The 24,552-nt window shown below is 71.7% G+C and carries 27 protein-coding genes; 11 read left to right on the top strand and 16 right to left on the bottom strand.

The features are described from left to right. Positions 1 to 16: 16 nt before the first annotated feature. Positions 17 to 2,215, bottom strand: coding sequence for an MMPL family transporter (locus F9C41_RS07975; protein ID WP_155385988.1), 2,199 nt, complete (start codon positions 2,213 to 2,215; stop codon positions 17 to 19). Positions 2,216 to 2,495: 280 nt separating this feature from the next. On the opposite strand from F9C41_RS07975, the gene F9C41_RS07980 reads away from it, so the two are divergent. The 3 genes from F9C41_RS07980 to F9C41_RS07990 all read left to right on the top strand — a co-directional run bounded on the left by F9C41_RS07980 (position 2,496) and on the right by F9C41_RS07990 (position 4,824). Beyond that, on the top strand, positions 2,496 to 3,077 hold the full coding sequence (locus F9C41_RS07980) for a TetR/AcrR family transcriptional regulator (protein ID WP_230689415.1): 582 nt from the start codon (positions 2,496 to 2,498) through the stop codon (positions 3,075 to 3,077). Positions 3,078 to 3,326: 249 nt separating this feature from the next. Beyond that, complete coding sequence (locus F9C41_RS07985; protein WP_230689416.1) at positions 3,327 to 3,617, top strand: muconolactone Delta-isomerase family protein; 291 nt, start codon at positions 3,327 to 3,329, stop codon at positions 3,615 to 3,617. Positions 3,618 to 3,792: 175 nt separating this feature from the next. Beyond that, positions 3,793 to 4,824: a nitronate monooxygenase gene (locus F9C41_RS07990; protein WP_155385990.1), complete on the top strand. Its 1,032-nt coding sequence runs from the start codon at positions 3,793 to 3,795 to the stop codon at positions 4,822 to 4,824. A 36-nt stretch (positions 4,825 to 4,860) separates the two neighbouring features. Here F9C41_RS07990 and F9C41_RS07995 read toward each other — a convergent pair whose 3' ends face one another. From F9C41_RS07995 to F9C41_RS08015, 5 genes are all read right to left on the bottom strand, one after another. Beyond that, a complete protein-coding gene (locus F9C41_RS07995) occupies positions 4,861 to 6,114 on the bottom strand; it encodes a sensor domain-containing phosphodiesterase (protein ID WP_155385991.1) in 1,254 nt (417 codons plus the stop codon). A 231-nt stretch (positions 6,115 to 6,345) separates the two neighbouring features. Next, positions 6,346 to 7,548, bottom strand: a complete 1,203-nt coding sequence (locus F9C41_RS08000) for an ABC transporter permease (protein WP_155385992.1) — start codon at positions 7,546 to 7,548, stop codon at positions 6,346 to 6,348. Then, complete coding sequence (locus tag F9C41_RS08005; RefSeq protein WP_155385993.1) at positions 7,545 to 8,237, bottom strand: ABC transporter ATP-binding protein; 693 nt, start codon at positions 8,235 to 8,237, stop codon at positions 7,545 to 7,547. The genes F9C41_RS08000 and F9C41_RS08005 overlap by 4 nt, the downstream gene beginning before the upstream one ends. Then, a complete protein-coding gene (locus F9C41_RS08010) occupies positions 8,234 to 9,418 on the bottom strand; it encodes a peptidoglycan-binding protein (protein WP_155385994.1) in 1,185 nt (394 codons plus the stop codon). The genes F9C41_RS08005 and F9C41_RS08010 overlap by 4 nt, the downstream gene beginning before the upstream one ends. Further along, on the bottom strand, positions 9,415 to 9,966 hold the full coding sequence (locus F9C41_RS08015; protein WP_155385995.1) for a hypothetical protein: 552 nt from the start codon (positions 9,964 to 9,966) through the stop codon (positions 9,415 to 9,417). The genes F9C41_RS08010 and F9C41_RS08015 overlap by 4 nt, the downstream gene beginning before the upstream one ends. Before the next feature lie 215 nt (positions 9,967 to 10,181). Here F9C41_RS08015 and F9C41_RS08020 point away from each other — a divergent pair, with 215 nt between their 5' ends. Together F9C41_RS08020 and F9C41_RS08025 are read left to right on the top strand one after the other, a co-directional pair. Beyond that, a complete protein-coding gene (locus F9C41_RS08020) occupies positions 10,182 to 10,730 on the top strand; it encodes a SigE family RNA polymerase sigma factor (protein WP_330164739.1) in 549 nt (182 codons plus the stop codon). Next, complete coding sequence (locus F9C41_RS08025) at positions 10,727 to 11,539, top strand: hypothetical protein (protein ID WP_155385997.1); 813 nt, start codon at positions 10,727 to 10,729, stop codon at positions 11,537 to 11,539. The genes F9C41_RS08020 and F9C41_RS08025 overlap by 4 nt, the downstream gene beginning before the upstream one ends. Positions 11,540 to 11,542: 3 nt before the next feature. On the opposite strand, the gene F9C41_RS08030 is transcribed toward F9C41_RS08025, so the two are convergent. The 3 genes from F9C41_RS08030 to F9C41_RS08040 all read right to left on the bottom strand — a co-directional run bounded on the left by F9C41_RS08030 (position 11,543) and on the right by F9C41_RS08040 (position 14,823). Then, positions 11,543 to 12,577, bottom strand: a complete 1,035-nt coding sequence (locus F9C41_RS08030) for a zinc-binding dehydrogenase (RefSeq protein WP_155385998.1) — start codon at positions 12,575 to 12,577, stop codon at positions 11,543 to 11,545. Between the two features lie 154 nt (positions 12,578 to 12,731). Continuing rightward, the gene (locus F9C41_RS08035) at positions 12,732 to 13,547 is read right to left on the bottom strand and encodes a Bax inhibitor-1/YccA family protein (protein ID WP_155385999.1); all 816 of its coding nucleotides are present in this window, start codon (positions 13,545 to 13,547) and stop codon (positions 12,732 to 12,734) included. A 91-nt stretch (positions 13,548 to 13,638) separates the two neighbouring features. Then, positions 13,639 to 14,823: a sporulation protein gene (locus F9C41_RS08040; RefSeq protein WP_155386000.1), complete on the bottom strand. Its 1,185-nt coding sequence runs from the start codon at positions 14,821 to 14,823 to the stop codon at positions 13,639 to 13,641. Between the two features lie 257 nt (positions 14,824 to 15,080). On the opposite strand from F9C41_RS08040, the gene F9C41_RS08045 reads away from it, so the two are divergent. Further along, positions 15,081 to 15,476: a MerR family transcriptional regulator gene (locus F9C41_RS08045; protein WP_155386001.1), complete on the top strand. Its 396-nt coding sequence runs from the start codon at positions 15,081 to 15,083 to the stop codon at positions 15,474 to 15,476. A gap of 38 nt (positions 15,477 to 15,514) precedes the next feature. Here F9C41_RS08045 and F9C41_RS08050 read toward each other — a convergent pair whose 3' ends face one another. After that, positions 15,515 to 15,715, bottom strand: a complete 201-nt coding sequence (locus F9C41_RS08050) for a hypothetical protein (protein ID WP_155386002.1) — start codon at positions 15,713 to 15,715, stop codon at positions 15,515 to 15,517. Positions 15,716 to 15,751: 36 nt separating this feature from the next. Beyond that, entirely contained in the window at positions 15,752 to 16,153 is a 402-nt protein-coding gene (locus F9C41_RS08055; RefSeq protein WP_407924674.1) for a cupin domain-containing protein, read from the bottom strand. Between the two features lie 321 nt (positions 16,154 to 16,474). On the opposite strand from F9C41_RS08055, the gene F9C41_RS08060 reads away from it, so the two are divergent. Next, on the top strand, positions 16,475 to 16,966 hold the full coding sequence (locus F9C41_RS08060) for an inorganic diphosphatase (protein ID WP_155386003.1): 492 nt from the start codon (positions 16,475 to 16,477) through the stop codon (positions 16,964 to 16,966). 47 nt (positions 16,967 to 17,013) lie between these two features. Here the strand turns inward: F9C41_RS08060 and F9C41_RS08065 are convergent, their stop codons facing one another. Further along, entirely contained in the window at positions 17,014 to 17,643 is a 630-nt protein-coding gene (locus tag F9C41_RS08065) for a class I SAM-dependent methyltransferase (protein ID WP_155386004.1), read from the bottom strand. A gap of 118 nt (positions 17,644 to 17,761) precedes the next feature. Between F9C41_RS08065 and F9C41_RS08070 the strand changes: the two genes are divergently transcribed. Further along, positions 17,762 to 18,355, top strand: a complete 594-nt coding sequence (locus F9C41_RS08070; RefSeq protein WP_155386005.1) for a helix-turn-helix domain-containing protein — start codon at positions 17,762 to 17,764, stop codon at positions 18,353 to 18,355. A 144-nt stretch (positions 18,356 to 18,499) separates the two neighbouring features. Beyond that, complete coding sequence (locus F9C41_RS08075) at positions 18,500 to 18,964, top strand: RrF2 family transcriptional regulator (RefSeq protein ID WP_155386006.1); 465 nt, start codon at positions 18,500 to 18,502, stop codon at positions 18,962 to 18,964. Positions 18,965 to 19,056: 92 nt separating this feature from the next. Here the strand turns inward: F9C41_RS08075 and F9C41_RS08080 are convergent, their stop codons facing one another. Genes F9C41_RS08080 through F9C41_RS08095 form a run of 4 tightly spaced genes read right to left on the bottom strand, consistent with a single transcriptional unit; the run spans position 19,057 to position 22,730 of the window. After that, positions 19,057 to 20,040, bottom strand: coding sequence for a sulfate/molybdate ABC transporter ATP-binding protein (locus tag F9C41_RS08080; RefSeq protein ID WP_155386007.1), 984 nt, complete (start codon positions 20,038 to 20,040; stop codon positions 19,057 to 19,059). Beyond that, positions 20,037 to 20,864, bottom strand: a complete 828-nt coding sequence (locus F9C41_RS08085) for a sulfate ABC transporter permease (RefSeq protein WP_155386008.1) — start codon at positions 20,862 to 20,864, stop codon at positions 20,037 to 20,039. Before F9C41_RS08085 ends, F9C41_RS08080 begins: the two co-directional genes overlap by 4 nt. Beyond that, positions 20,857 to 21,705: a sulfate ABC transporter permease subunit CysT gene (gene cysT / locus F9C41_RS08090; protein WP_155386009.1), complete on the bottom strand. Its 849-nt coding sequence runs from the start codon at positions 21,703 to 21,705 to the stop codon at positions 20,857 to 20,859. Before cysT ends, F9C41_RS08085 begins: the two co-directional genes overlap by 8 nt. Continuing rightward, positions 21,702 to 22,730 (bottom strand): sulfate ABC transporter substrate-binding protein, encoded by a 1,029-nt coding sequence (locus F9C41_RS08095; RefSeq protein ID WP_155386010.1) that lies wholly within the window; start codon positions 22,728 to 22,730, stop codon positions 21,702 to 21,704. Before F9C41_RS08095 ends, cysT begins: the two co-directional genes overlap by 4 nt. Before the next feature lie 544 nt (positions 22,731 to 23,274). On the opposite strand from F9C41_RS08095, the gene F9C41_RS08100 reads away from it, so the two are divergent. Beyond that, positions 23,275 to 24,102, top strand: coding sequence for an alpha/beta fold hydrolase (locus tag F9C41_RS08100; RefSeq protein WP_230689417.1), 828 nt, complete (start codon positions 23,275 to 23,277; stop codon positions 24,100 to 24,102). 28 nt (positions 24,103 to 24,130) lie between these two features. Beyond that, entirely contained in the window at positions 24,131 to 24,430 is a 300-nt protein-coding gene (locus tag F9C41_RS08105) for a putative quinol monooxygenase (protein WP_203736429.1), read from the top strand. Positions 24,431 to 24,552 lie beyond the last annotated feature (122 nt).

Raw genomic sequence — 24,552 nt, forward strand, 5'->3', positions numbered from 1 at the left:
CGTCATTCGCCGTCGGTCAGACGCCGGCGGTCACCGGCTCGCGCACCGGCTCCTGCGCCTGGTGCAGCTTCTCGCCCTCCACGTCCACGTTGGGCAGGATGCGGTTCAGCCAGCGGGGCAGCCACCACGCCGCCCGGCCCAGCAGCGACATCAGTGCCGGCACGATGGTCATGCGGACCACGAACGCGTCCACCAGCACACCGAACGCCAGCGCGAAGCCGATCGACTGGATGAGCGTCTCACCGGAGAACACGAAGCCGCCGAAGACGCTGATCATGATGATGGCGGCGGCCGTGACCACCCGCGCGCCGTGCCGGAACCCGGTGACGACCGCATCCCGCGCCGTCGCGCCGTGCACGAAGTCCTCGCGCATCCGGGTCACCAGGAACACCTGGTAGTCCATGGCCAGGCCGAACAGGATGCCGATCAGCAACACCGGCAGCATGCTCATGATCGGACCGGTCTCGTGCACGCCGAACACGTCGCCGAGCCAGCCCCACTGGAACACGGCCACCACCGCGCCGAACGTCGCGGCGAGGCTGAGCAGGAAGCCCAGCGTCGCCTTCAGCGGCACCAGCACCGACCGGAACACGAGCAGCAGCAGCAGGAACGCCAGCCCGACCACGACCGCCAGGTACGGCAGCAGCGCCTCGTCCAGGCGCGTGGACACGTCGATGGCCAGCGCGGTGACGCCGGTGACCGCGATGGTCGCCCCGGTCCCGGCCGTGATGGCCGCCTTCCGCTCCCGGATGGTGTGCACGAGGTCGGCGGTGGCCACGTCGTTCGGGCCGGTCTTCGGGATGACGGCCAGCAGCGCGGTGCGCCCGTCGCCGCTCATCCCGTTGGGCGCCGCGTAGAGCACGTTGTCCATGCCGGACAGGCGGGTCACGAGCTGGCCGAGGGTGGCCTGCGGGTCCGCCCCGGCGGGCAGTTCGGCCACGACCACCAGCGGGCCGTTCAGGCCGGGCCCGAACCCGGTGCTGACGATGTCGTACGCCTTGCGCTGGGTGGTGTCGGTGGCCTGCATGCCGTCGTCGGGCAGGCCGAGGCGCAGGTCCGCGGCCGGGATCGCGAGCACGCCGAGCGCGGCGACGGCCACGATAAGCACGGGCACCCGGAACCGGACCACGAAGCGTGCCCAGCGCTCGCCCATCGGGACCGGGCCCGAGTCGGACTCCGGGTCGGGCGTGGCGTGGCCGAACAGGCGGCCCTTGACCAGCCGGTCGCCGGTGAAGCCGAGCAGCGCGGGCAGCAGCGTGACCGCGACCAGCACGGCCACGGCGACGGTCGCCGCAGCGGACAGGCCCAGACCGGCCAGCAGCGGGACGCCGACGATCGCCAGCGCGGCCAGCGCGATGATCACGGTGAGCCCGGCGAAGACGACGGCCGAGCCGGCCGTGCCGACGGCGCGCCCGGCCGCCTCGGCGCCGTCCTTGCGTACCAGCAGCTCGTGCCGGAACCGGGAGACGATGAACAGGGCGTAGTCGATGCCGACGGCCAGGCCGAGCATCAGCGCCAGGATCAGGCTGTTGGAGTTGATGTCGGCGAACCGGGCCGCGATGGCGACTCCGGCCAGTCCGATGGCGATCCCGACGACCGCGGTGAGCAGCGGCAGCCCGGCGGAGACCAGCGAGCCCAGGGTGATGATGAGGACCAGGGCAGCCACGGCGATGCCGATGACCTCGACGACGCCCGTCTTCGGGTTGGCCCGCAGCGCGTCGCCGCCGATCTCCACGGTCAGGCCCGCGTCGCGGCCGAGGGCGGCGGCGTCCTGCAGCGCGTCACGGTCGGCATCGGTCAGTTCCATGCCCTGCACGCCGTAGGTGACCTGAGCGAAGGCGTAGCGGCCGTCGGGGGAGATGGACTTCGCGGTGTACGGGTCGACGACCCGCGCGACCTGCGGCGCGCCGTTCAATGCGCCCACCACCTGGCCGATGGCCGCCTGCACGCCGGGATCGGCGACGGTCTTGCCCTCGGGCGCCACGAACACGACCCGGGCGCCCGCCCCGCCGGCATGCGCCTCGGGGAAGCGCTCGGTGAGCTGGTCGATGGCCCGCTGGGCCTCGGTGCCCGGGATGCTGAAATCGTTGGACATCTTGCCGGACATCGTCGCCGCGCCGGCCCCGGCGAGCGCGAGCAGCAGCACCCAGAGGCCGAGGACGATCCAGCGTCGGCGGTACGAGAACCGGCCGATCCGGTACAGGAATGTCGCCACGTCGAGTACTCCAAACGAGGGATGGGTGGCTGTCATCGCGGCGAAACATGCTGTTCACCAGCCTGTTCAGGGGTCGCCGCACCACGGCCGACCCTAGCCGTTCGGCAAGGAGTGAGCAAGCCGATCGGCAAGGAGTGAACCTGTCGATCGGCAAGTTTTCAGCTAGTCGTTCGGCTGGTTTCCAGCTTGTCGACCGGCTAGGCGGATGGCCGCTGATCAGCTAGATTTGCTCAGGACGGGTGACTTCCCCCGCCGTCGATGATCTGGTAAGGAGGGTGCCGTGAGAGCTGCGACACACGCTGACTCGCGCGGCCCGGAACGCACCCGGCAGCGCCTACTCGACGAGGCCTGCCGGCTGTTCGCCATGCACAGCTTCGCCGGCACCTCGCTGCAGATGATCGCGAACACCCTCGGGGTCACCAAGGCCGCGGTCTACCACCACTTCAAGACTCGCGACGACATCCTGACCGCGGTGATCCAGCCGGCCATCGAGGAGATGCACGCCATCATCACGGCCGCCGAGGCGCAGCGCACCCCGTCCGCCCGGGCCGACGCGATGCTGTCCGGCCTGGTCGACCTGACCGTCAAGCACCGCGGGCTCATCGCCATGATCGGTACGGACCCCGGCGTCACCAGCGCGCTGCAGAGCCACCCGGACGTGGTGGAGCTGTTCCGCCGCCCCGGCGAGCTGATGGCGCTCGACGACTCGGCCGAAGCCGAGATCAACGCGACGCTCGCGCTGGCCGGTATCGCCACCACGGCCTCGTCGCCGGTGATGCAGCACCACGACGCCGACATGCTGCGCCGGCACCTGCTCGCCGCCGGCCGCCGCATCCTCGGCCTCCGCTCCCGCAAACCCTGACCCGTCCGCTCACGCTCCCGCCCCGCCCGCCCCCGCCCCGCCCGTTCCTGGCCCCGGCCCGACACGCGCCGTCGCCCACGCGCCGCCGCCAAGATCGCGCGACTTGCCTGGCATCTGTGCGTATCTTGAGCGTTGATACGCACAGGTGCCAGGCAAGTCCGATGCTCTTGGCGGTCGTGCGGTCGTGCGGTCGTGCGGTCGTGCGGGCGGTGGCCGGGTGAGCGGGAAGGGGGCGCGGCGGTGGAATACATGGTCGACATGCGGACCACGGTGCCGACGGGCACTACCGACGAGGAGGTCGCCGACATGCGTCGGCGCGAGGCGGTGCGCGCCGCAGAGCTGGTGGCGCAGGGCAACCTGCTGCGGCTGTGGCGGCCGCCGCTGGCCCCGGGCGAGTGGCGGACCTGGGGCCTGTTCCGCGCAGACGACGCGGACCAGCTGGAGACCGTGCTCGCGTCCATGCCGCTGCGCGCCTGGCGGACCGAGGACGTCACGCCGCTGACGCCGCACCCGAACGACCCGGGCCAGCCGCCACGCTGACCCGGCACGGCCGAGCACGCCGCTTTGGCACGGCCGAGCACGCCGCTCTGGCGCGGCCGGGCAAGCTGACCCGGCACGGCCGAGCATGGCGGCCTGGCAGGTCGAGCAAGCTGACCCGGCACGGCCGAGCACGGCGGCGTGACAGATCGTCATCCACGTGGGAGTGAGAGCACTGATGAGCATCGCATTCACCCGCGCGCTGGGCGTGAGCCTGCCGCTGATCGCTGCGCCGATGGCGGGCGGCGCGGGGACACCGGCCCTGGTCATCGCGGCCGCGCGCGCCGGTGGGCTCGGGTTGCTCGCCGCCGGGTACAAGACACCGCAGGCGTTCGCGGAGGAGATCGTGACGGTCGCCGCGGCGTCCGTGCCGTTCGGCGTGAACCTGTTCGCGCCCAACCCCGTGCCGGTCGACCCGACGGCCTACCGGCGCTACGCCGAACTGCTCGCGGTCGAGGCCGAGCGGCACGGCGTTACGCTGCCCGCGGCGCCCGTCGAGGACGACGACCACTGGCACGACAAGCTCGACGTCCTCCGCGCCGATCCGGTGCCCCTGGTCAGCTTCACCTTCGGCATCCCGGGTCGCGACGACCTGGCCGCGCTGCGTGCCACGGGTGCGCTGCTGGTGCAGACGGTCACCGGCGTGGACGAGGCGAAGGCCGCCGCGGAGGCCGGCCTCGACGCGCTCGCCGTGCAGGCCCCGGCCGCGGGCGGTCATTCGGGCACGCTGACCCCGACTCGGCCGGTGCCCGACACGACGCTGCCCGACCTCGTCGCCGCGATCCGGCATGCGGTGGACCTGCCGTTGATCGCAGCCGGGGGTGTGGCGAACCCGGCGGACGTCGCCGCTGCGGCGCGGGCGGGTGCGGCCGCCGTCGCGGTCGGGACCGTGCTGCTGCGGTGCGACGAAGCGGGCACCTCGGCGGTGCACCGGGCGGCGCTGGCCGACCCGGCCCGGTCCGGCACGGTCGTCACCCACGCGTTCACCGGCCGCCCCGCGCGGGCGCTGCGCAACGACTTCATCGACCGGTACGGCGACCTCGCCCCGTACGGCTATCCCGCCGTGCACCACCTCACAGCCGGTCTGCGCCGGGCGGCCGCCGCGGCCGGCGACGCCGAACGGGTGCACCTGTGGGCCGGCACCGGCTTCCGCCAGGCCACCGCCGAACCGGCGGCCGCGATCCTCACCCGCCTGGCGGCCTTGCTCTGACCCGCCCCGCGACACGGAGGTCCGCGGACCGGACGGTCAGGAGACCGGGGCGAGCCGGCTCAGCAGGGTGCGGGCGGCCTCGGCGACCAGCGACCGGTCGTAGCTGATGATCACATCGAACTCGCGGTCGGCCTCGCGCTCGCACGTCGTCGGCAGCTGCCGGGCGAACAGCCCGCCAGAGAAGTAGCTGCCCAGCACGATCACGGTCCACTCCGCCGTCAGCGGATCGTCGTCGGCGAGCGGGCCGCCGCGGATGCCGGGAGCGGGCTGCGGCGCGATGCCGTGCCCGAACACCGCGGTCAGCGCCCCCTTGCCGGCGATGGACAGGTAGCGGTGGCGGGTGTGCTCGGTGAAGTGCTGGGCGCCCTGGAACGCGCCGAGCAGCACCGTGGCCTCGGGCGCGTGTTCGCTCATGCTCTCCAGGTGCTTGCTGAGCGGGATCAGCTGCCGTTTGGTGGCTCGGGTGGCCCGGCGTCGCCGCCGGGCGACCTCGAACGGCGTGCGCGCCCCGGTGTCCGGGGCCGTGCTGTACGGCAGGTCGGTGTCCGGCCGTTCGAAATCCGAAGGCAGCGGACCCGGCCGCCCCAGCAGCCAGCCCTGGCCGAGGGTCGCGCCCATGGAGATCGCGGCCGCGAGGTGGCGCTCGGTCTCGATGCCCTCGGCGAGGATGATCGCCCCGGTGCGTTCGGACTCCGCCAGCACCGCGTTGACCACCTGCGCGGTCTCGTGGGTCGGGCGGCCCTGCACCACGTGCCGGTCCAGCTTGATGATCTCGGGGCTGAGCAGCGCCAGCAGGGACAGACTCGCCGGGTTCACGCCGACGTCGTCCAGGGCGATGCGGGTGGACTGGCCGCGTACCCGGGCCACCGAGGTGAGCAGGGCGGCCGGGTCGTCGCTCAGCGACCGTTCGGTGATCTCCATGACGACCTGGAGCTCGCGGCTCGCCGTCTCGATGGTGTCGGTCAGCCCGGCCGGGCAGGCGCTGCCCATGGTGGACGGTTCGACGTTGACGAACAGCGGCACGTCCCACGGCAGGCCGGCGGCCATCGCGGCCCGGAACGCCGCCGCCCTGGCGACCCAGTCGAGTTCGGTGAGCCGACCCGCGCGCTGCGCCTGCGCGAACAGCTCGGCGGGATTGCGCAGCTCCGAGCCGGCTGGGCCGCGGGCCAGCGCCTCGTATCCGGCGACCCGGCCGCTGCGCAGCGAGATGACCGGTTGGAACACCGGATAGACGGCCCGCTTGGTCACCGTCCGGTCGAGCTCGGTGGACCCGTCCTGCGGTTGGTTCACTGCGTCACCAGCCCCGCCAGCTACTCTGCACGTTTTGTACCGGTTGTAAGGCTAACGGCCGAACGACCTTCGACCCGGCACTTCCGCGTACTGCGGCGACTGCCTTCGTCAGTGCGCCGAGCGGCTGTTGATGCGATTTCGGGGAAATTGCTGTTATACCCGGCTGGTTTATGCAATTTCGTTGAAACTGCATAAACCAGGACACGAGACGGCTCGGCAAAGGCAGGCGGACTACTGGGTGGCGAGGGCGGCGGTTGGGGACAGGCGGGCGGCGCGCAGCGCGGGATAGAGACCGGCGAGCACGCCCACGACGACGGTGACGCCCAGGCCGGCGGCGAGCGCCGAGACTGGCACGGCGACCGGCCAGCCCTGCGTGGTCGCGTACGTGGCGGTGACCGCCGCGCCGAGGAGCGCCCCGGCGACGCCGCCGAGGCCGGACAGCAGCAGCGCCTCGATGAGGAACTGCACGGCCACGGCCGGCCGGGTCGCGCCGAGCGCCCGGCGCAGCCCGATCTCGCCGCGCCGCTCCAGCACCGAGATGATCATCGTGTTGGCCACGCCGACGCCGCCCACCAGCAGCGCCACCGCGCCCAGCCCGAGCAGCAGCGCGGTGAAGGCGCGGTCGGTCGCCTGCTGCGCCGCCAGCGCGTCCGACGGGCGCGACACCCGGGCCGACAGCGGGTCCGCGGGGTTGGCGGTGGCCGCCAGCACGGCCCGGACCGCGAGCACCTGATCCGGCGCGGCCTGGCAGTACACGGTGGTCGGGTGCCCGTCGTAGCCGAGCCGGGACGCCGCCACCGGCCCGCCGACCAGCGCCGCGGAGTCGAGCTCGCGGGCCAGTGGCACCGGGTCGAGGATGCCGGCGACGGTGAACCACTGCCCGCCGAGCCACACCTGGGCGCCGGCGTCGGCGACGCCGAGGCGCTCGGCGGCGGTCGCGCCCAGCACCGTCACCGGGAAGTCGGCCGTGGCCGGGTTGAGCCACGCGCCCGCGGCGACCCGGCCGCCGACCGTGTCGAGCAGGCCCAGGTCGGCGGCCAGTACGGCGATCGCACCTGACTGCTGCGCCGGGATGCGGTCGTTGCGGTACACCCGCGCCTGGCGCAGCAGCCCGACGGCGTTCGCCGAGGTGACCGGGCCGATCCGGCGGATCATCGGCACCGCCTCGGCGGGCAGTGCCGCGGGCTCGCCGGAGAACACGCCCTCGCCCGGGGACACCGTGAGCAGGTTGGTGCCGAGTTTGGCCAGGGTGCGGTCGAGGTCGGCGCGTGACGAGGCGGAGATGCCGAGCACGGCGAGCATCGCGGCGATGCCGATGGCGACACCCAGCGCGGACAGCACCACCCGCAGTGGCCGGGTGCGCAGTCCGCTGCCGCCGAGCAGCAGCAGATCCGTGCCGCGCAGCCGGGCCGGCCGGGGTGCGATGAGAGTCATGAGGCGTACGCCTTCCGGTCGGCGGTGTCACGGGTGATCCGGCCGTCGCGCATCTCCACCCGGCGCGGCAGGCTCTGCGCGATGCCCTGGTCGTGAGTGATGACCACGACCGTGGTGCCCGCGGCGTGCGACTGCCGCAGCAGGTCGAGCACCGCCGCCGCGGACACCGAGTCGAGGTTGCCCGTCGGCTCGTCGGCCAGGATCACCTCCGGCTGCTTGACCAGGGCACGGGCGATGGCGACGCGCTGGCGTTCGCCGCCGGACAGCTCGTGCGGGCGGTGCGTGAGCCGCTCGGCGAGGCCCACCTGCCGCAGCGTCTGCGCCGCGCGGGCGCGCCGGGCGGCGCGGGGGACTCCGGTGTAGAGCAGGCCGTCCGCGACGGCGTCCAGCGCGCGTACGCCCGGGGCCAGGTGGAACTGCTGGAACACGAACCCGATGGCGCGGGCGCGCAGCGCCGACAGTGACCGGTCGCGCAGCGCGCCGGTGTCGAACCCGGCCACCCGAACGGTGCCCGCGGTCGGCCGGTCGAGCAGGCCGACCAGGTGCAGCAGGGTGGACTTGCCCGAACCGGACGGGCCGACGACCGCGACCAGCTCGCCGCGGTCCACGGTCAGGTCGACCCCGTCGATGGCGGTGACCCCGCCGGGATAGGTCCTGGTCACCCCGTCGAGCTGGAGGACGGCGGTCATCGCGGCACCACGATCTGAACGCCCTCGGCCAGCTCGCCCGCGACGACCTCGACCCGCCCGCCGGCGAACAGGCCGGTCCGCACGGCGACGTAGCGCGTCGTGCCGCCCTGCGCGACCTGCACCCCGTAGCCGCCCTCCGCGAGCGCGACCAGCGCGGTCACCGGCACCGTGAGCACACCGTCGCGCCGCTGCGCGGTGAACCGCACGGTCACCCGGCCCGCCGCGCCGTCCACCGCGGACTGGTCGGCGACCAGCACGTACACCTCGATCGCCGGTTCGCCGCCGTCGGACTCGGCGGGCAGGCCCACCCGGTCGACCGTGCCGGGGACCTCCGCCCCGGCGGCCAGGCGCACGGTCACCTCGGTGCCGGGCACGGCGAGCTGCCGCCGCTGCTCCGTCAGCCGCAGGGTGACCGAGCGGGTCGCGCCGGTGTGGCTGAGCACCTCGCCGTCGGCCGGGTCGCCCACCCGCAGCGCGTGCGCGGCGATCCGCACCGGCCCCGGCGCGTACACCACCCGCTGCGGTTCCACCGTGCCGGTGTCGGCCAGACCCAGCGACCGCTGCCAGCGCTTCACCGCCGCCGCGGTCGCCGGGGTGAACGCCGTGTCGACGGTGAGGTCACCCATCCGCAGCGCCCGCAGGTTCGCCTCGAGCTGCCGCACGTCACCGCCGCGGCAACCCGTGATCAGCTTCCGGTACGCGGGCAGCGCCCCGTACAGCAGCACCACCGGCTGGTCGTCGACGCGCAGCAGCGGCCGGCCGCGGACCACCGTCGACCCGACCGGCGCCAGCCAGGTGACCAGGCCCAGCCCACCGCCGCCCGCACCGTCGGCCGGTGCGTCGCCGTCAGCCGCCGGGCGTACGTAACGCAGCGGCACCGCCTCGCCGAAGCCGAACTCGCCCTCGACGTCGGTGAAGTCGACCAGGTCACCGCGGGTCACCGCGACCGTCTGCGGCGGCGACGCGATTCCGGCCGGGGCCGGCTCGCCGTCGCACCCGGTCACCATCCCGACCGCCCCGGCGGCCACCGACCCGAGCACGGCCCGCCTGCCGACCCGAACCCGCCCCAGCCCGCGCGTGCCGCGCCCGCCGCGACCGAGACCGGCGAGTTCGAGACCACTGTGGTCGAGGCCGGTGCGGTCGCGGCCGGCCGGGTCGGCGCCACGGTTGGAGCCGGTCACGGCTTGGGCGCCGCGGTCGGGGCGGGCGGCAGCAGGTTGCGGCACTTCTCCAGCGCCGCCATGGCGGCCTTGTCGTCCTGCCGCAGCCAGTGGTTCAGCTGCCCCGTCACCGGGTCGGGATCGGGCACGTCGGCGACGCCGTTGTCACGCATGCACTGGGCGTACGCCCGCAGCTTCGTCACGTCGTCGGGCGTGCGGGGACTGGGCTCGGCCGCCGGCGGCAGGAACTTCGTGCAGCCGTCCAGCGCGGTCTGGAACGAGTCCTTGAGGCCCATGCCCAGGTCGTCCATGGCGTGCAGCAGCGCGCTGCGGCCCGACTTGTCGCCGGGCACCGGGTCGGGCATGTCCACCACGCCCGCGGCGCGCATGCACGCGACGAAGTCCAGCTCGCGCTGCACGGGATCGTCCGACGGCCCGCTGGGCGCGGCGGTGGGGGCGCTCGCGCCGGGCGTGCCCGCCGTCGCGACACCCGGCGAGGCGTCGCCGCCCGAACAGCCGCTCGCCAGCATCGCCAGCATCAGCACCGCGCTCCACCTGCGTGTACGCATCGTCTATGGTCCTCTCCGAAAGCGCGGTGGGTTCCGCGCCGGGCAAGACACGTAGCGCTCGCCCCAGCGGGTTGCCCGGTGCCGGAGCGCAGCGGCTGTGGCGGTGGTCATAGCGCGCCGGGCAACCTGGCGGGGTCCGGGCTCCGTGTCTTACCCGCGCACCGCCCATGGGGGCGGTCAGGGACGGCGCGACGCGGAACGTGAGGTGGCACGCGGTGGGGTTGCTGGGATGGCGGGACCGCCGCGCCCACGAGGCCGACTTCGTCGCGTTCTACACCGAGCGCGGCGACCACCTGCGCAACACGGCGTACCTGCTGTGCCGGGACTGGCACCTGGCCGAGGACCTGACCCAGACCGTGTTCACCAAGCTCTACCGGGCCTGGCATCGCATCGACCGGCACGACGCACTCGACCAGTACGCGCGTCGGGTGCTGCTGCGCGCGTTCCTGGACGAGCGGCGGCGGCCGTGGCGGCGCGAGTACGCCACCGAACCCGGCAGCGCCGCGCTGGACAGCACGGTGCGCGACTCCTACGCCGACGACGGCTCCGCGCTGCACGCCGCGCTGGTCCGGCTGCCGCGCCGACGACGTGCGGTGCTGGTGCTGCGCTTCTGGGCGGACATGTCGGTCGAGCAGGTGGCCGAGGCGATGGAATGCTCCACCGGCACGGTCAAGAGTCAGACCGCCCGCGGCCTGGCTCAGCTGCGTGAACTGCTCGGCGACAGCACTGTCGGCACCGACGGACATCCGTGGGGGAATCGATGAACGACGTGAAGGACCTCTGCGAGCGGATCCTCGACCAGCCCGCGCCCCCGCTACGCGACGGCGCCCAGGTGCTGGCCGTCGCCCGGCACGCGGCGCAGCGGCGCGCCCGGCTCACCGCCGCGGTCGGCGGACTGGCCTGCACCGCCGTGGCCGCGGTGGTGGTGACGGCGGCACTGCCCCGGACCACCGGGGAACTTCCCGTCGCGCAGCCTCCGTCGGCCACCGCCCTCGTGTCCGCGGCGGCGGTGCCGCCGGTGCCGGGGCCCGACGCCGCCCAGGCGCACGGCGGGCGCATCGCCCAGCTGCTGGCCGACGCGGTGCCGGCGGGATACACGAGCAGGCCGGCCGACGCGACCTCCACCTGGCGGTTGGACACCGCGGCGACGCCCCGCTACATCTCGCAGACCCGGCTCATCGTCTCCGACGGCGCGGGCGAGGGGGTGCTGTCGGCGGCGTTCGCGGGCGACGGACACGCCGTGCCGGACGGTGACCTCTGCGCCGCCGCGGTGACCGACCGGCTCGCCGAGTACAGCTCCGCCGGGCCCGGCACCTGCGCCGTGATGTCGGTCGGCGGTGCGGCGGTGCGCGTCGACACCACCGCCGACCGGGCCGTCGCCGCCACCCGGTTCCTGGCGGGCGGGTACCTCACCATCCGGTGGAGCCCCATGACCTGGTCCACCGTGTCGCCGTCGGCGAGCGCCCAGCCGTGGACGGTGCTGGACGGCGGCGGCCGTCCCGCGGTGGACGCGGCCACGTTCACTCAGGCCGGGCTGGCCGGACTCGCCGCCGACCCGCGCATGCTGCCCTGACGATCATGGGCGGATGAGCACCTTGAGCGCCTTGCGGTCGGCCATCGCCTGGTAGCCGCCGGGCACCCCGTCGAGGCCGATCGTGGTGTCGAACACCCGGCCGGGCTCCACGCTGCCGTCGAGCACGTCGGGCAGCAGCTGCTCGATGTAGGCGCGGGCCGGGGCGACGCCGCCGGTGAGCGTGACGTTGCGGAAGAACACCGGAAGGCCCAGCGGCACCTCCGGATACTGCGGCGCGCCCACCCGGCTCACCTTGCCCCCGGCTCGGGCCACGGCGAGCGCCGTCTCGATGGCGGTCAGCAGGCCCACGCATTCCAGCACGGCGTGGGAGCCGTCGCCGCCGGTCAGCTCCAGCACCTTCGCGACGCCCTCGTCGCCGCGCTCGGCCACCACGTCGGTCGCGCCGAAGTCGCGCCCCAGGTCGGTGCGCCCCTGGTGGCGGCCCATGAGGATGATCTGTTCCGCGCCGAGCCGCTTGGCGGCCAGCACCGCGCACAGGCCGACCGCGCCGTCGCCGATCACGGTCACCGTCGTGCCCGGGCCGACTCCGGCGGTGACCGCGCAGTGGTGGCCGGTCGGGAACACGTCCGACAGCGACAGCAGCGAAGGCAGCAACGCCGAATCCTCGCCGACGGGCAGCTTGACCAGCGTGCCCTGAGCCTGCGGCACGCGGACCGCCTCGCCCTGGCCGCCGTCGACGCCGTTCGCACCCCAGAAGCCGCCGTGGCGGCAGGAGGTCTGCAGGCCCTCGCGGCAGAAGTCGCAGGTGTTGTCGGCCCAGACGAACGGCGCGACCACGACGTCGCCCTTCTTCAGCCCGGAGACGTCCGCGCCGACGTCCTCGACGACGCCGAGGAACTCGTGGCCGATCCGGTCGCCCTGCTCGCTGGCCGGTCGTGACCCGTAGGGCCACAGGTCGCTGCCGCAGATGCAGGAGCGCAGCACGCGTACGAGGGCGTCGGTGGGCTCGCGCAGCACCGGGTCGGGCACGTCCTCCACCCGTACGTCACCGGCACCGTAGATCAACGTGGCTCGCATGGGTCTCCCCGTTCCGTGGTCGTCGCAGGCACGGCCGAGGCCGGACCTGGTCCAACGATCAGTATCGGGGCGGGAAGGATGCCATACCCGGTCAATGACGGCATTCCGTGCGGCGGCCCGGGCAGGGGAGGACGCCCGGGCCGCCTGGCCGGCGTCAGTCTTCCTGGAAGTAGGAGATGAGACGCAGGATCTCCAGGTAGAGCCAGACGAGTTCGACGAGGATGCCGAACGCGCCGAGCCAGCCGTACTTGCGGGGCAGCCCGGCGGCGATGCCGTCCTCGATCTGCTGGAAGCTGATCACGAACATCAGGGCCGCGACGACGATGCAGATCAGCGAGAAGATGATCGCGATGGTGCCGCCGTTGCGCAGCGGCCCGGCCGATCCGGTGAACAGGCTGATGCCGAAGTTGACCAGCATGACCACGGCCAGCCCGGCGGCGGCTCCGATCACGACCTTCATGAACTTCGGCGTGGCCCGGATGATCCGGGCCCGGTACAGCGCGGCCATGATGAAGAAGACGCCCAGGGTCGCGATGACCGCCTGCAGGACGATGCCGTTCCAGCGGGTTTCGAAGGCCTTGGACACCGCGCCGAGGAACACGCCCTCGACGACCGCGTACGTGAACAGGATGACCGGGTTGGTGATCTGGGCGAACGAGATGACCAGGCCCAGCACGAGCCCGACGAGCATCGCGGCGATCCAGGTCGGCACCAGCGCCTGCGTCGGCACCAGGATCCAGGTCGCGGCGGCCGCGGCCACCGCCGCGCCGATCAGGGACACGGTCTTGACCACGACGTCGTCGATCGTCATGACGTCACGGGACGACTGGACGGTCTCCGGGTATCCGTACCCGGCGGGCTGCTGGTAGGTCTGGCCGCCGTAGCTGTAGGGCTGGCCGCCGGGCACGCTGTAGGTCGGCTGCTGCGCGGCGGCGGTGATCCGCCCGAGCACCGGGTTAGAGGACTTCACTCAGGGTCTCCTTCGTCTACGGGCGGTGTGCGTGAGGGGTGGGTGGTGCGGGCCTCCGGCTAGGACAGGCCCGCACCACCCGGTTCGGCGGTCAGAAGTCCCCGAAGTCGCCTCCGAAATCCCCGCCGCCGAAGTCGTCGAAACCGGTGTCGACCGCACCCGTGTCCGGCAGTCCGGCCGCGGACGCGGCGTCGCCCAGGTCAGGGGCCATCGCATCGCCGATCATGTCGCCGATCACCATGCCGCCTAGGAAGCCCAGCGCCGCGCCGCCGACCCCGGCTGCCATCGCGCCGGCCATGCTGGGCTTGCCCCGGTAGCCGCCGTACTTGTAGCCGCCGTGCTGCCCGCCGTGGCCGCCGTAGGCGTACCCCGGACGGCCCTGCTGCCCGTACCCCGGCTGCCCGTATCCCTGCTGCCCGTATCCCTGCTGGCCGTGGCCGTGGCCGTGGCCGTGGCCGCCGGGCGCGTGGCCGTAGCCGGGCTGGGCGGGCGGTTGCAGGAACGCTCCCGGTGCCGCCGTGGGCGAGGCGAGCTTGTCCAGGGCGGTGGTGAGCCAGCGGTCGACCTCGGCGATCCAGCCGCCCTCGGTCGCGGCCAGCCGCTGCAGGTCGGCAGCCGACAGGTCGTGGCGGTCGGGTGCGCCGAACCGGCCCGTGAGCTCGGCCAGCACGACGAGGCCCTCGCCGACCGCGGCGACGGTGAAGGTGAGCAGCGGGATGTGCGGGCCGTGCTGTCCGCCCTCGGGGAGCGGGGCGTAGCAGGTGATCGCCTGCGCGGCGGGCACGGGCAGGCCGGCCATGCCACCGGGGCGCAGCTCGTTGCGTACGAATCGGCACCCGATCGCGCCGAGCGCGTCCATGATCTGCTGCTGCGCCGGGGAGGCGTCGATGCGGGCGGGATCGAAGTCGCCCTTGGCGCTGCCCGAGGCGACCGACACCTCGGTGCGCACACCGATCGAGACACCCGGCAGCGCCCGGCCGTACAGCGCGGTGAACGGGGCGTGGGCGGGGACCGTCACCGAGAACGGGACGGCCTGGCTGGTTCCCGACGGCAGCCGAAGGTGCTGCGCGACCTGGTAGCGGGCCAGTTCCAGCTCGCCCGCCGGCCCGGTCGCGGTGAGCAGCAGCGAGATCGCGGTGATCTCGGTGTCGGACTTGGCGCGCAGATTCACCTGGCCGCTCAGTGAGCCGCCCGGGACCGCGGGGTGCGACGACAGTACGGTGTCGACCTCGACGCCGCCCAGCCCGAGTCCGGCGAGCAGTTTCTTGAAGACCATGTGCTTCCTCTCCTGGTGGAACGCCGCCCGGCGTCAGCCGCGGCGGTGGCAGTTGCCGGGCGGCCGGCGATCAGGCCGTCGGGGGCGGTGGCCGCCTCGATGGGGGATCAGCACGGCGATGCCGGCGCTCCTCGCCTCAGCCGCGGGCTCCTCGCCGGCGGTCGGGACCGGTGCCGTTCGCGGCGGCCGGCGGTATGATCAGCCACGAGGTTGACACTAACACGTGAAACTGTACGGTTGCTGGAACGAGGCTGCTCATGGCGCTGATGCGGATAGGCGAGCTCGCCGCTGCCGCGGGCGTGAGCAACCGGACCGTCGACTTCTACACCAACCTCGGTCTGATCACCCCTGCCTCGCGCACCACCGGCGGCTTCCGGCTCTACGACCCGGCGACCGTCGAGCAGATCGCGACCGTGCAGCGGCTGGAGTCCAGCGGCATGGCCCTCGACGACATCGCGGCACACCTGCAGAGCGCGGGGGCGGCCGACCTGGTCGGCGCGCTTGCCCGGCTGGACCAGGACCTGACCGCGCTGCGGGCGCTGGCCGAGACCGCCGGGGGCACCGCGCACGGCCTGGCCACGACGCTCGCTGTCCGCGCCAACCAGCTGCTGGCCACCGCCGCGGAGCTGCTGTCCACGATGCCGCCGCCCTGAGCGGACCTGGCAGCGCGGCTACCGCTGCATTTGTCGACTCACTCGACAGCCTGCGGGGCGGCCGGGTCGGGCACGTCTCCGGACGCGCGGATCGCGGCCTGGTGCACGGCTTTGCGTTCGTGCTTGGCGCGCCGCTCCCAGGCGTCCCACATGCCGTGCGCCACGGCGTTGCGGACGATCCAGTAGAAGATGAACAGTCCTGCCGCGGCCCAGAAGAACCGGCTCCAGCCATCTGCCATGCTCCCACCGTATTCGCCGCGGTCAACGTCTGCCGGTCAGGCCGTGGGCGGCTCGTCCCGGCCCGCCTCCTCGGCGGCCTCAGCCTGCTCCTTGGTGGCGTGCACCGCGCCGTCGGCGTGGTCGGGCGGGCCGTACACGGTGTAGAGCACCAGCGGGTTCGCCCCGGTGTTGCGGAAGTTGTGCCGGGTGCCGGCTGGCACGACCACGAGGTCGCCCTGCGCCACGGGCCGCGTCTGCCCGGCGACGTCGGCCTCGCCGGTCCCGCTGACGAACGTCAGGATCTGGTCGGTGCCGGGGTGGACCTCGTCGCCGATCTCGCCGCCCGGCGGGATGGTCATGATGACGAGCTGGGTGTGCCCGCCGGTCCACAGCACGCGCCGGAAGTCGGCGCTCTGCTCGGCCACGGTCGCGATGGTGAAATGGATGATGTCGGTCATCGATGCTGCTCCTTCGCCGGTACCTGCTGTCTACCCTTCGCCCCGGACCTTCAATCCCGCGGCCGCCGCCCCATGCCGCCGATGGCGGGCAGCTTGCGGCTGCCCCGGGCCCGGGCAGACGCGGCTGTGCCGGGTCCGATTGCATGGGCGTACGCTTGGCCTGTCGCTCAGGACCTCGGTGGCCGCAATCCGCAACATCTACCTACCAGGGACTGCCTGCGCGATCGGGGTATGCGGTCCTGGACGAGGACGAGCATGTCCACTGCATCCGGCGGAAACGTCGCCGCGCCCTCGCCGGCGTCCGCTGGGGTGATCGCGGGCATGGAGTTCGACGTCACCGTCGAGATCCCCAAAGGGACTCGCAACAAGTACGTGATGGACCGCCGCTCCGGTCGGATCAGGCTGGATCGCACCCTGTTCACCGCCACGCAGTATCCGGCCGACTACGGCTTCATCGAGCAGAGCCTCGGCGAGGACACCGATCCCCTCGACGCCCTGGTGCTCGTGCAGGAGCCGACCTTTCCCGGCTGCGTCATCCGGTGCCGGGCGATCGGCATGTTCCGCATGCGCGACGAGAAGGGACCCGACCTCAAGGTCCTGTGCGTCCCCACTGCCGACCCGCGCCTGGCCCAGCTGGTCGACATCACCGACCTGGAACACTTCCACAAGCTCGAGATCGAGCATTTCTTCAAGGTCTACCAGGATCTCGAACCGGGAAAGAGCGCCGACACCGAGGGCGGCGTCTGGGCGGGCCGCGCGGAGGCCGAAGCGGAGGTCATACGCTCGCTGGAGCGCGCTCGCGTGGCCGGATGAACCCGGTGCGCCCGACCGGCTCGACAACCCCTTTCGCAGGTGGGTGGTCAGTCGCGTTTGCGGGCGAGTAGGACTGTGTCGTGGAGGCTGTGGGCGTGGTCGTGGTGTCCGGTGATCGGGCGGTGCCTGTCTTCGGCGACGAGGATCTCCCAGCGGTCGGGGTCGAGTCCGGCTGCGACGTCGTCGGCGGTGAAGTGAACATCGCGGGCGGCGGTGTGGGACACGCCGGGCCGCGGGTCCGACGGGTGGTGGCCGACGATCAGCAGGGTGCCGCCCGGCGCGACCGCGGCCGCCAGCCGGTCGACCAGCGATTCGCGGGAAGACGTCGGGTGTGCGTAGTGGGAGCAGACCAGGTCGAACCGTGCCACGGGCGGGGCCCAGTCGGACAGGTCGGCCTGGAGCCAGTCGATCCGGGCGACGACCGTGTCGCCGGCGGCCTGCGCGTGCGCGCGTGCCTTGTGCAGCGCGCCGTCGGCGATGTCCACCGCCGTGACCTGCCAGCCCTGGGAGGCTAGCCAGATCGCTTCGGCTCCCTCGCCGCAGCCCGCGTCCAGCGCCGTGCCGGGGGTCAGCGCCGAGGCCTCCGCGACCAGGTGCGGGTTGGGCGGCTTCGGATGGCCCGCGGCGGGGCCGTGGTAGTGGCCTTCCCAGTACGCCTTGCTGAACTCCTCGGTCATTCCGGTCCCTTCCGCGCTTGCCTCGACCCTGGTCACGGTGGGCCGTGGCCAGGTGACAACCATGCGAGGCGAGCGGCCACATTCGCAAATCCTGTTGCTGATCTGGCAAAGTGGGTGCATGGACGACGACCTTGATCAAGCCCTCGGTGCGGTCGGGCCCCGGCTGCGCGCGCTGCGCCAGCAGCGGGAGACCACCCTGGCCGACCTGTCGGCGGCGACCGGGATCTCGGTGAGCACCCTGTCCCGGCTGGAGTCCGGCTCCCGCAAGCCGACGCTCGAACTGCTGCTGCCGCTGGCCAGGGCACACGGCGTCACGCTGGACGAGCTCGTCGACGCCCCGCCGACCGGCGACCCGCGCATCCACCTGCGCCCGGTCAGCCGGCACGGGATGACCATGCTGCCGCTGACCCGCCGGGCGGGCGGCATCCAGGCGTACAAGCTGGTGATCCCCGCCGACAGCCGACGCCGGACCCCGGAGCCGAAGACCCACGAGGGCTACGAATGGCTGTACGTGCTCAACGGCAAACTGCGGGTGGTGCTGGGTGAGCAGGATCTGGTGCTCGTGCCCGGTGAGGCGGCCGAGTTCGACACCCGCGTGCCGCACTGGTTCGGCGCGGCCGGCTCCGAGCCGGTGGAATTCCTCAGCCTGTTCGGCACCCAGGGCGAACGCGCGCACCTACGGGCGCGGCCGAAGCCGAAGGGTGCCGCCTGAGCCGGTGTCGAGATCGGATCGTGACCGGCATTGCCCCGACCCGTGATCCCCTATATTATCTATCGAAGTTATAGGATTAGGCGGACATCGCACGCTGCGCGCCTGCTGCCGGCCGCGCCGTCACGAGCAGGAATCCATGGGGCCGTGCACATCTCAGCGCGACACGACTATGCGGTGCAGGCCATGCTGGCCATCGCCGCGGCGGGCGGCGGTCCGGTGAAGACGAGCGATCTGGCCGTCATGCAGGGCATACCCGCCAGTTATCTGCCGTCGATCCTCGCCGACCTGCGGCGCGCCGAGCTGCTCAGCAGCCGGCCCGGCACGGACGGCGGGTTCAGCCTGGCCCGGCAGCTCGAGCAGATCAGCGTCGGCGACATCATGCGGGCGGTCAGCGGGGCGCTGGCCAGCGTCCGCGGCCGCCCGCCGCACACCATCACGTACACCGGCGCGGCCGTCGCGCTGCCCGGACTCTGGCAGTCGGTCCACACGTTCACCAGTGACCTGCTGGACAGCACCACGCTGCTCGACCTGCTCGGCGACGGTCAGGGGTCCGGGCCGCCAACCGATCGCGACACCGCGGCAGACGGCACCACGGGGCAACGCTCATGACCGTGGCGCGGCGGACCACCGCGCACGGGGGCCTCCGGGTGATGGCGCGTTAGGACCGTGCCATACCGCCCGGAGGCCCCCATGCTGCGGCGTCAGACCGCGCCGAGCAGCCTGGGCTGCCCGACCGTGGCGGCGACCTCGGGCGCGACGCGCACCTGCACCTCGGAACCGACCTGCAGGTCCAGGGACAGGAACTCGTTGCGGGTGAGGGTGACGGTGACCAGCTGCTCGCCCACGGCGACCACGACCCTGATCTCGAAGCCGACCCGGGTGATCCGCGTGATGCGGCCCGGGACCGCGTCCGGCTCGCCGCCGCCGGTCAGCAGCTGCAGGTCGTGCGGACGCACCAGGCGGTCGCCCAGCTCGGTGACCGGGCCGAGGAAGCGCATGACGAAGTCGTTGGCGGGGGAGTCGTAGAGCTCGTCGGGCGACCCGATCTGCTCCACGCGGCCCTCGTTGATGACCACGATCTCGTCGGCGACCTCCAGTGCCTCCTCCTGGTCGTGTGTGACGAAGACCGTCGTCACGTGGACCTCGTCGTGCAGCCGGCGCAGCCAGTCGCGCAGCTCCTTGCGGACCTTGGCGTCGAGCGCGCCGAACGGCTCGTCGAGCAGCAGCACGGTCGGCTGCACGGCGAGCGCGCGGGCCAGTGCCATGCGCTGGCGCTGGCCGCCGGACAGCTGCGAGGGCAGCCTGTCCGCGAACTGGGACAGGTGCACGAGATTGAGCAGCTCGTGGACCCGCTCGCGGATCTCGTCCTTGGGCCGCTTGCGGATCTCCAGTCCGAACGCGACGTTGCGTGCGACCGACAGGTGCTTGAACGCGGCGTAGTGCTGGAACACGAAGCCGACGTTGCGCTTCTGCGGCGACAGCTTCGTCGCGTCGACGCCCTCGATCTCGATGCGGCCGCTGTCGGCAGTCTCCAGGCCGGCGATGATGCGCAACAGCGTCGACTTGCCGCCGCCGGACGGACCGAGCAGGGCGGTGAGCTGCCCGGACGGGATGCTCACGGAGACGTTGTCGAGTGCGACGAAATCCCCGAAGCGCTTGGAAACGTTGACGATCTCGATACTCAACGGTCTTCCTTCGGCCGAATGACTGAGACGATGATGATGCAGGCCACCGCCACCAGGGCGAGCAGGAACGCGGTGGCGTACGCGCCGCCCTTGTCGAAGTTGAGGTACTTCTCCTCGACGACCAGGGTGGCGGTGCGGGTCTCGCCGAGCACGTTGCCCGACACGACTTTCACCGCGCCGAACTCGCCCAGCGAGCGGGCCAGGCTCAGCACGACGCCGTAGACGACGCCCCACTTGATCGACGGCAGGGTGATCCGCCGGAACGTCTGCCACGCGTTCGCGCCCAGGCTGCGGGCGGCCTGCTCCTGTTCCTCGCCGACCTCCTCCAGTACGGGCACCACTTCACGGATCACCAAAGGCAGCGCGACGAACACGGTGGCCAGCACGATGCCGGGGGTGGCGAAGATGACCTGGAAGCCCATGCTCTCCAGGCCGGGTCCGAACCAGCCGTTGCGGCCGCCGTAGACGAGCACCAGGGCCAGGCCGACGACGATCGGCGATACCGACAGCGGCATGTCCAGCAGTGCGCTGAGCAGCCGTTTGCCCGGGAAGTCGTATCGGACGAGCAGCAGTGAGATGCCCACCCCGAACAGCGTGTTGATGATCACCGCGATGATCGCGACCTGCACGGTGAGGCTGATCGCGTGCACGATGTCGGGGTCTTCGAGGATGCCGTTGATGTTGTCCATGCCGTCGGCGAACGTGTTCTTGCCGACCAGGTACACCGGCCACGCCACGAGCAGGAACAGGTAGGCGATCACGAGCAGGCGGACCAGGTAGGTGACCGGGCCGCGGCGCGTACGGGTGCTGGGGTGGCTAGCCACGGCGCACCATCCTGCGCTGGATGACGTCGAGCAGCACGATGACGGCGAACGAGATGACCAGCAGGATCGTGGCGACCGCGGCCGCGCTGTCCAGGTTGTCGTTCTCGATGCTGCTGAGGATGCGCACCGAGGTGACCTCCGTCTTCATCGGCAGGTTGCCCGACAGCAGGACCAGCGAGCCGTACTCGCTTACCCCGCGGGCGAACGACAGCGCGGCGCCCGCGGCGATCGCGGGCGTCAGGCTGGGCAGGATGATCCGCCGGAAGACGGTGAAGCGGCTCGCGCCCAGCGACATCGCCGCCTCCTCGACGTCGCGCTCCAGTTCGGCCAGCACCGGCTGCACCGTGCGGACCACGAACGGCAGGGTGACGAAGAGGAACGCGAGGAACACCGCGGGGCGGGTGTTGGCGATGTCGACGCCGAGCGGGCTGTTCCTGCCGTACAGCGACAGCAGGACCAACCCGGCGACGATGGTGGGCAGCGCGAACGGGATGTCGATCAGGATTTCGAGCGCGCGCTTGCCGAAGAACCGGTCCCGGACCAGCACCCACGCGATCATGGTTCCCATGACGATGTTCACCAGTGTCACGGCGAACGCGGTGCCCACGGTGAGCTCGATCGCCGCGGCGGTCTGCTCGTTGGTCACCGCCTGCCAGAACGTGCTCCACCCGCCCGCCGACGCGGTGACCACCACGGCGGCGAGCGGGATGAGCACGAGCAGGCTGAACCACATCATCGCCACGCCGAGGCCGAGTCCGGAGACTCGGGTCAGCGGGCGGCCGGACCGGACCGGCCGGCGAGAGGTCGCCGGCCGGTCCGGGGAGAGCGCGGTCGAGGTCACTTAGCCTTGCCCGAGGCTGCGATGACCTTGACGATGATGCCCGCCTTCTCGTCGAAGAACTTCTTCGACAGAGCCGACCAGCTCTCGAAGTCCTTCGACACGGTGAGCAGCTTCTGCGGCGTCGGGAACGGGTTGGCCGGGTCCTTGGCGCCCTCGATGCCGGTGGTGTCCACGCCCTCGATGATCGGCCGGAAGCCCTTGAGGGCGAACTGTCGCTGGCCGTCCTTGCTGAGCACGAAGCTCAGCCAGTCCTTGGCCTTGGGGTCGGCGTTGGTCAGGATCGCGCCCGGGTTCTCGATCAGGATGGTGGTCGAGGGCACGACCCAGTCGAACTTCTCGCCCGCCTGGGTGGCCAGGATGGCCTCGTTCTCGTAGGCCAGCAGCACGTCGCCGGTGCCGCCCAGGAAGCTGGTGGTGGCGTCGCGGCCGCTGCCAGGCAGGGCGACGACGTTGGCGAACAGCTTCGTCAGGAACTCGGTGGCCTGCGCGTCGGTGCCGCCGTTGGCGGTGACGTGGCCCCACGCGGCGAGCGCGTTCCAGCGGGCGGCGCCCGAGGACGCCGGGTTCGGGGTGACGATCTGGACGCCCGGCTTGATCAGGTCGTCCCAGCCCTGGATGTTCTTCGGGTTGCCCTGGCGTACCGCGAGCACCACGATCGAGGAGGACACGATGCCCTTGTTCGGGCCCGCGTTCCAGTCCTTGGCCACCAGGTTCGCGTCCACGAGCCGGGTGACGTCGCTGGAGACCGAGAAGTGCACGTAGTCGGCCTTCAGGCCGGCCACGACCGCGCGGCTCTGGTCGCCGGACGCGCCGTACGACGTCTGGAACTTGACGCCCTTGCCGGCGTCGGTCTTGTTCCACTCGGTTGCGATCGCCTTGTTCGCCGCCTCCGGCACGGCGAAGCCGACGATGTTCAGCGTGGTGCTCGATCCCGTGGTGCCGCCGTTGTCAGTTCCACCGCAGGCCGACAGCGCCAGGACGGCGGTGACGGCGAGTACGGCGGCTGCTCTGATCCGGTTCTTCATGCGGAACCTGTCCTCCTCGGGCGCAAACGCGCACACCGAATAACGCCGAGAGTCCGGCGTGATCGGTAATCATCAATGTTTGGGGGTGCAGTTCTGTGGTGGGGCATGGTCGGCCGGCACGTGCGACGTCGGGCTCCGATGCCACGACCTCCGGTGGGTGCCCGGTGGGGACGTGATCCGGACGACCACGAAACGAATATCCCACTAATCCGCTAGACTTTCAAGGGTTTGCTACGCGGGGCCTCGGTATACAAGACATATGCCCGAATTGGGAAATAATGACCAACCGAACGGCTGACGCTAGCCGGCTGCCGCGCGTCCGTGACGCCGGTCCGGCGAGGCCACTGATCGGCAGCCTTGCCCGCGGTGTGCCACGGTGCGTGAAACTGGGCGAAAAACCCTGAAATGTGGCAGAAGAACAGGTAGGTTGTTTCATCTCTAAACCGACAAGTCCGATAAGCCCGTGATGCTAGCTTCGGAGGGTCGGCCCGACGGTGTGCCGCGACGTACTCGTTTCCAGCCTTTCGAAGCAGGGAGTCGCCCCATGAGCACCGGCATGGCAACCACCAAGGACGGGACCCAGATCTTCTACAAGGACTGGGGCACGGGACAGCCTGTCGTCTTCAGTCACGGCTGGCCGCTCACCGCCGACGCCTGGGACGACCAGATGTGGTACGTCGTCTCCAACGGCTTCCGCGGCGTGGCGCACGACCGCCGCGGGCACGGCCGCTCCAGCCAGCCGTGGGACGGCAACGACCTCAACACGTACGCCGACGACCTCGCCGCCGTGATCGAGAAGCTCGATCTGCGGGACATCGTCCTCGTCGGCCACTCCACCGGCGGTGGCGAGGTCACCCGCTACATGGCCCGGCACGGCACCGACCGGGTCTCCAAGGCCGTGCTGGTCGGCGCGATCCCGCCGCTGATGCTGCAGACCGACGCCAACCCCGAGGGCCTGCCCCGCAGCGTCTTCGACGGGCTGCGCGAAGGTGTCGAGCGCGACCGGTCGCAGTTCTGGAAGGAACTCAGCGCACCGTTCTTCGGCGCCAACCGCGACGGCAACAAGGTGAGTCAGGGCCTGCGCGACCAATTCTGGCTCCAGGGCATGACGCTGGGCTTCAAGGCCGCCTACGACTGCATCAAGGCCTTCTCCGAGACCGACCTCACCGAGGACTGCAAGAAGATCGACGTCCCGGTGCTGATCATCCAGGGTGACGACGACCAGATCGTGCCGATCGTCGCGTCCGGAATGAAGTCGTCGAAGCTCATCCCGAACAACACGTTCAAGGTGTACAAGGGCGCACCGCACGGCCTGTTCGCCACCCACCAGGACGAGTTCAACGCCGACCTGCTCGCCTTCCTCAAGGGCTGACCCAGGTCCGGCAGGAGGGGAGCAACCCGTGCTCACACTGGGTTTTCTCGTCGAGATGGAAGCCAAGCCCGGTCATGAGGGCGAGGTCGCCGAATTCCTACGGCAGGCCAAAGCGCTGGTGGACGCCGAACCCGGCACGATCGTCTGGTACGCCTTCCAGGTCGGCCCGACGTCGTTCCGCATCTTCGACGCCTTCAACAACGAGGACGACAGGCAGTTCCACCTGGCCGGAAAGGTGCGCCAGGGTCTGGAGGCCCGCGCGGACCTGTTCGATCCGCCACCGAAGATCAATCCGGTGGACCTGCTGACCTACAAGATGCCGGCCTGACCGGACCTCCCGAGGAGCCCTGCCCTGCGGCAGGGCTCCTCGGCCTGCCCGGCGTCGTCCAGCCGAGGACGGGTGGACTGTCTATCATTCGCCGGTGCACAAGCTGCCTGCCGAGTACCGCC

Source organism: Catellatospora paridis (assembly GCF_009720365.1).
In the GTDB taxonomy this organism is placed as follows: domain Bacteria; phylum Actinomycetota; class Actinomycetes; order Mycobacteriales; family Micromonosporaceae; genus Catellatospora; species Catellatospora paridis.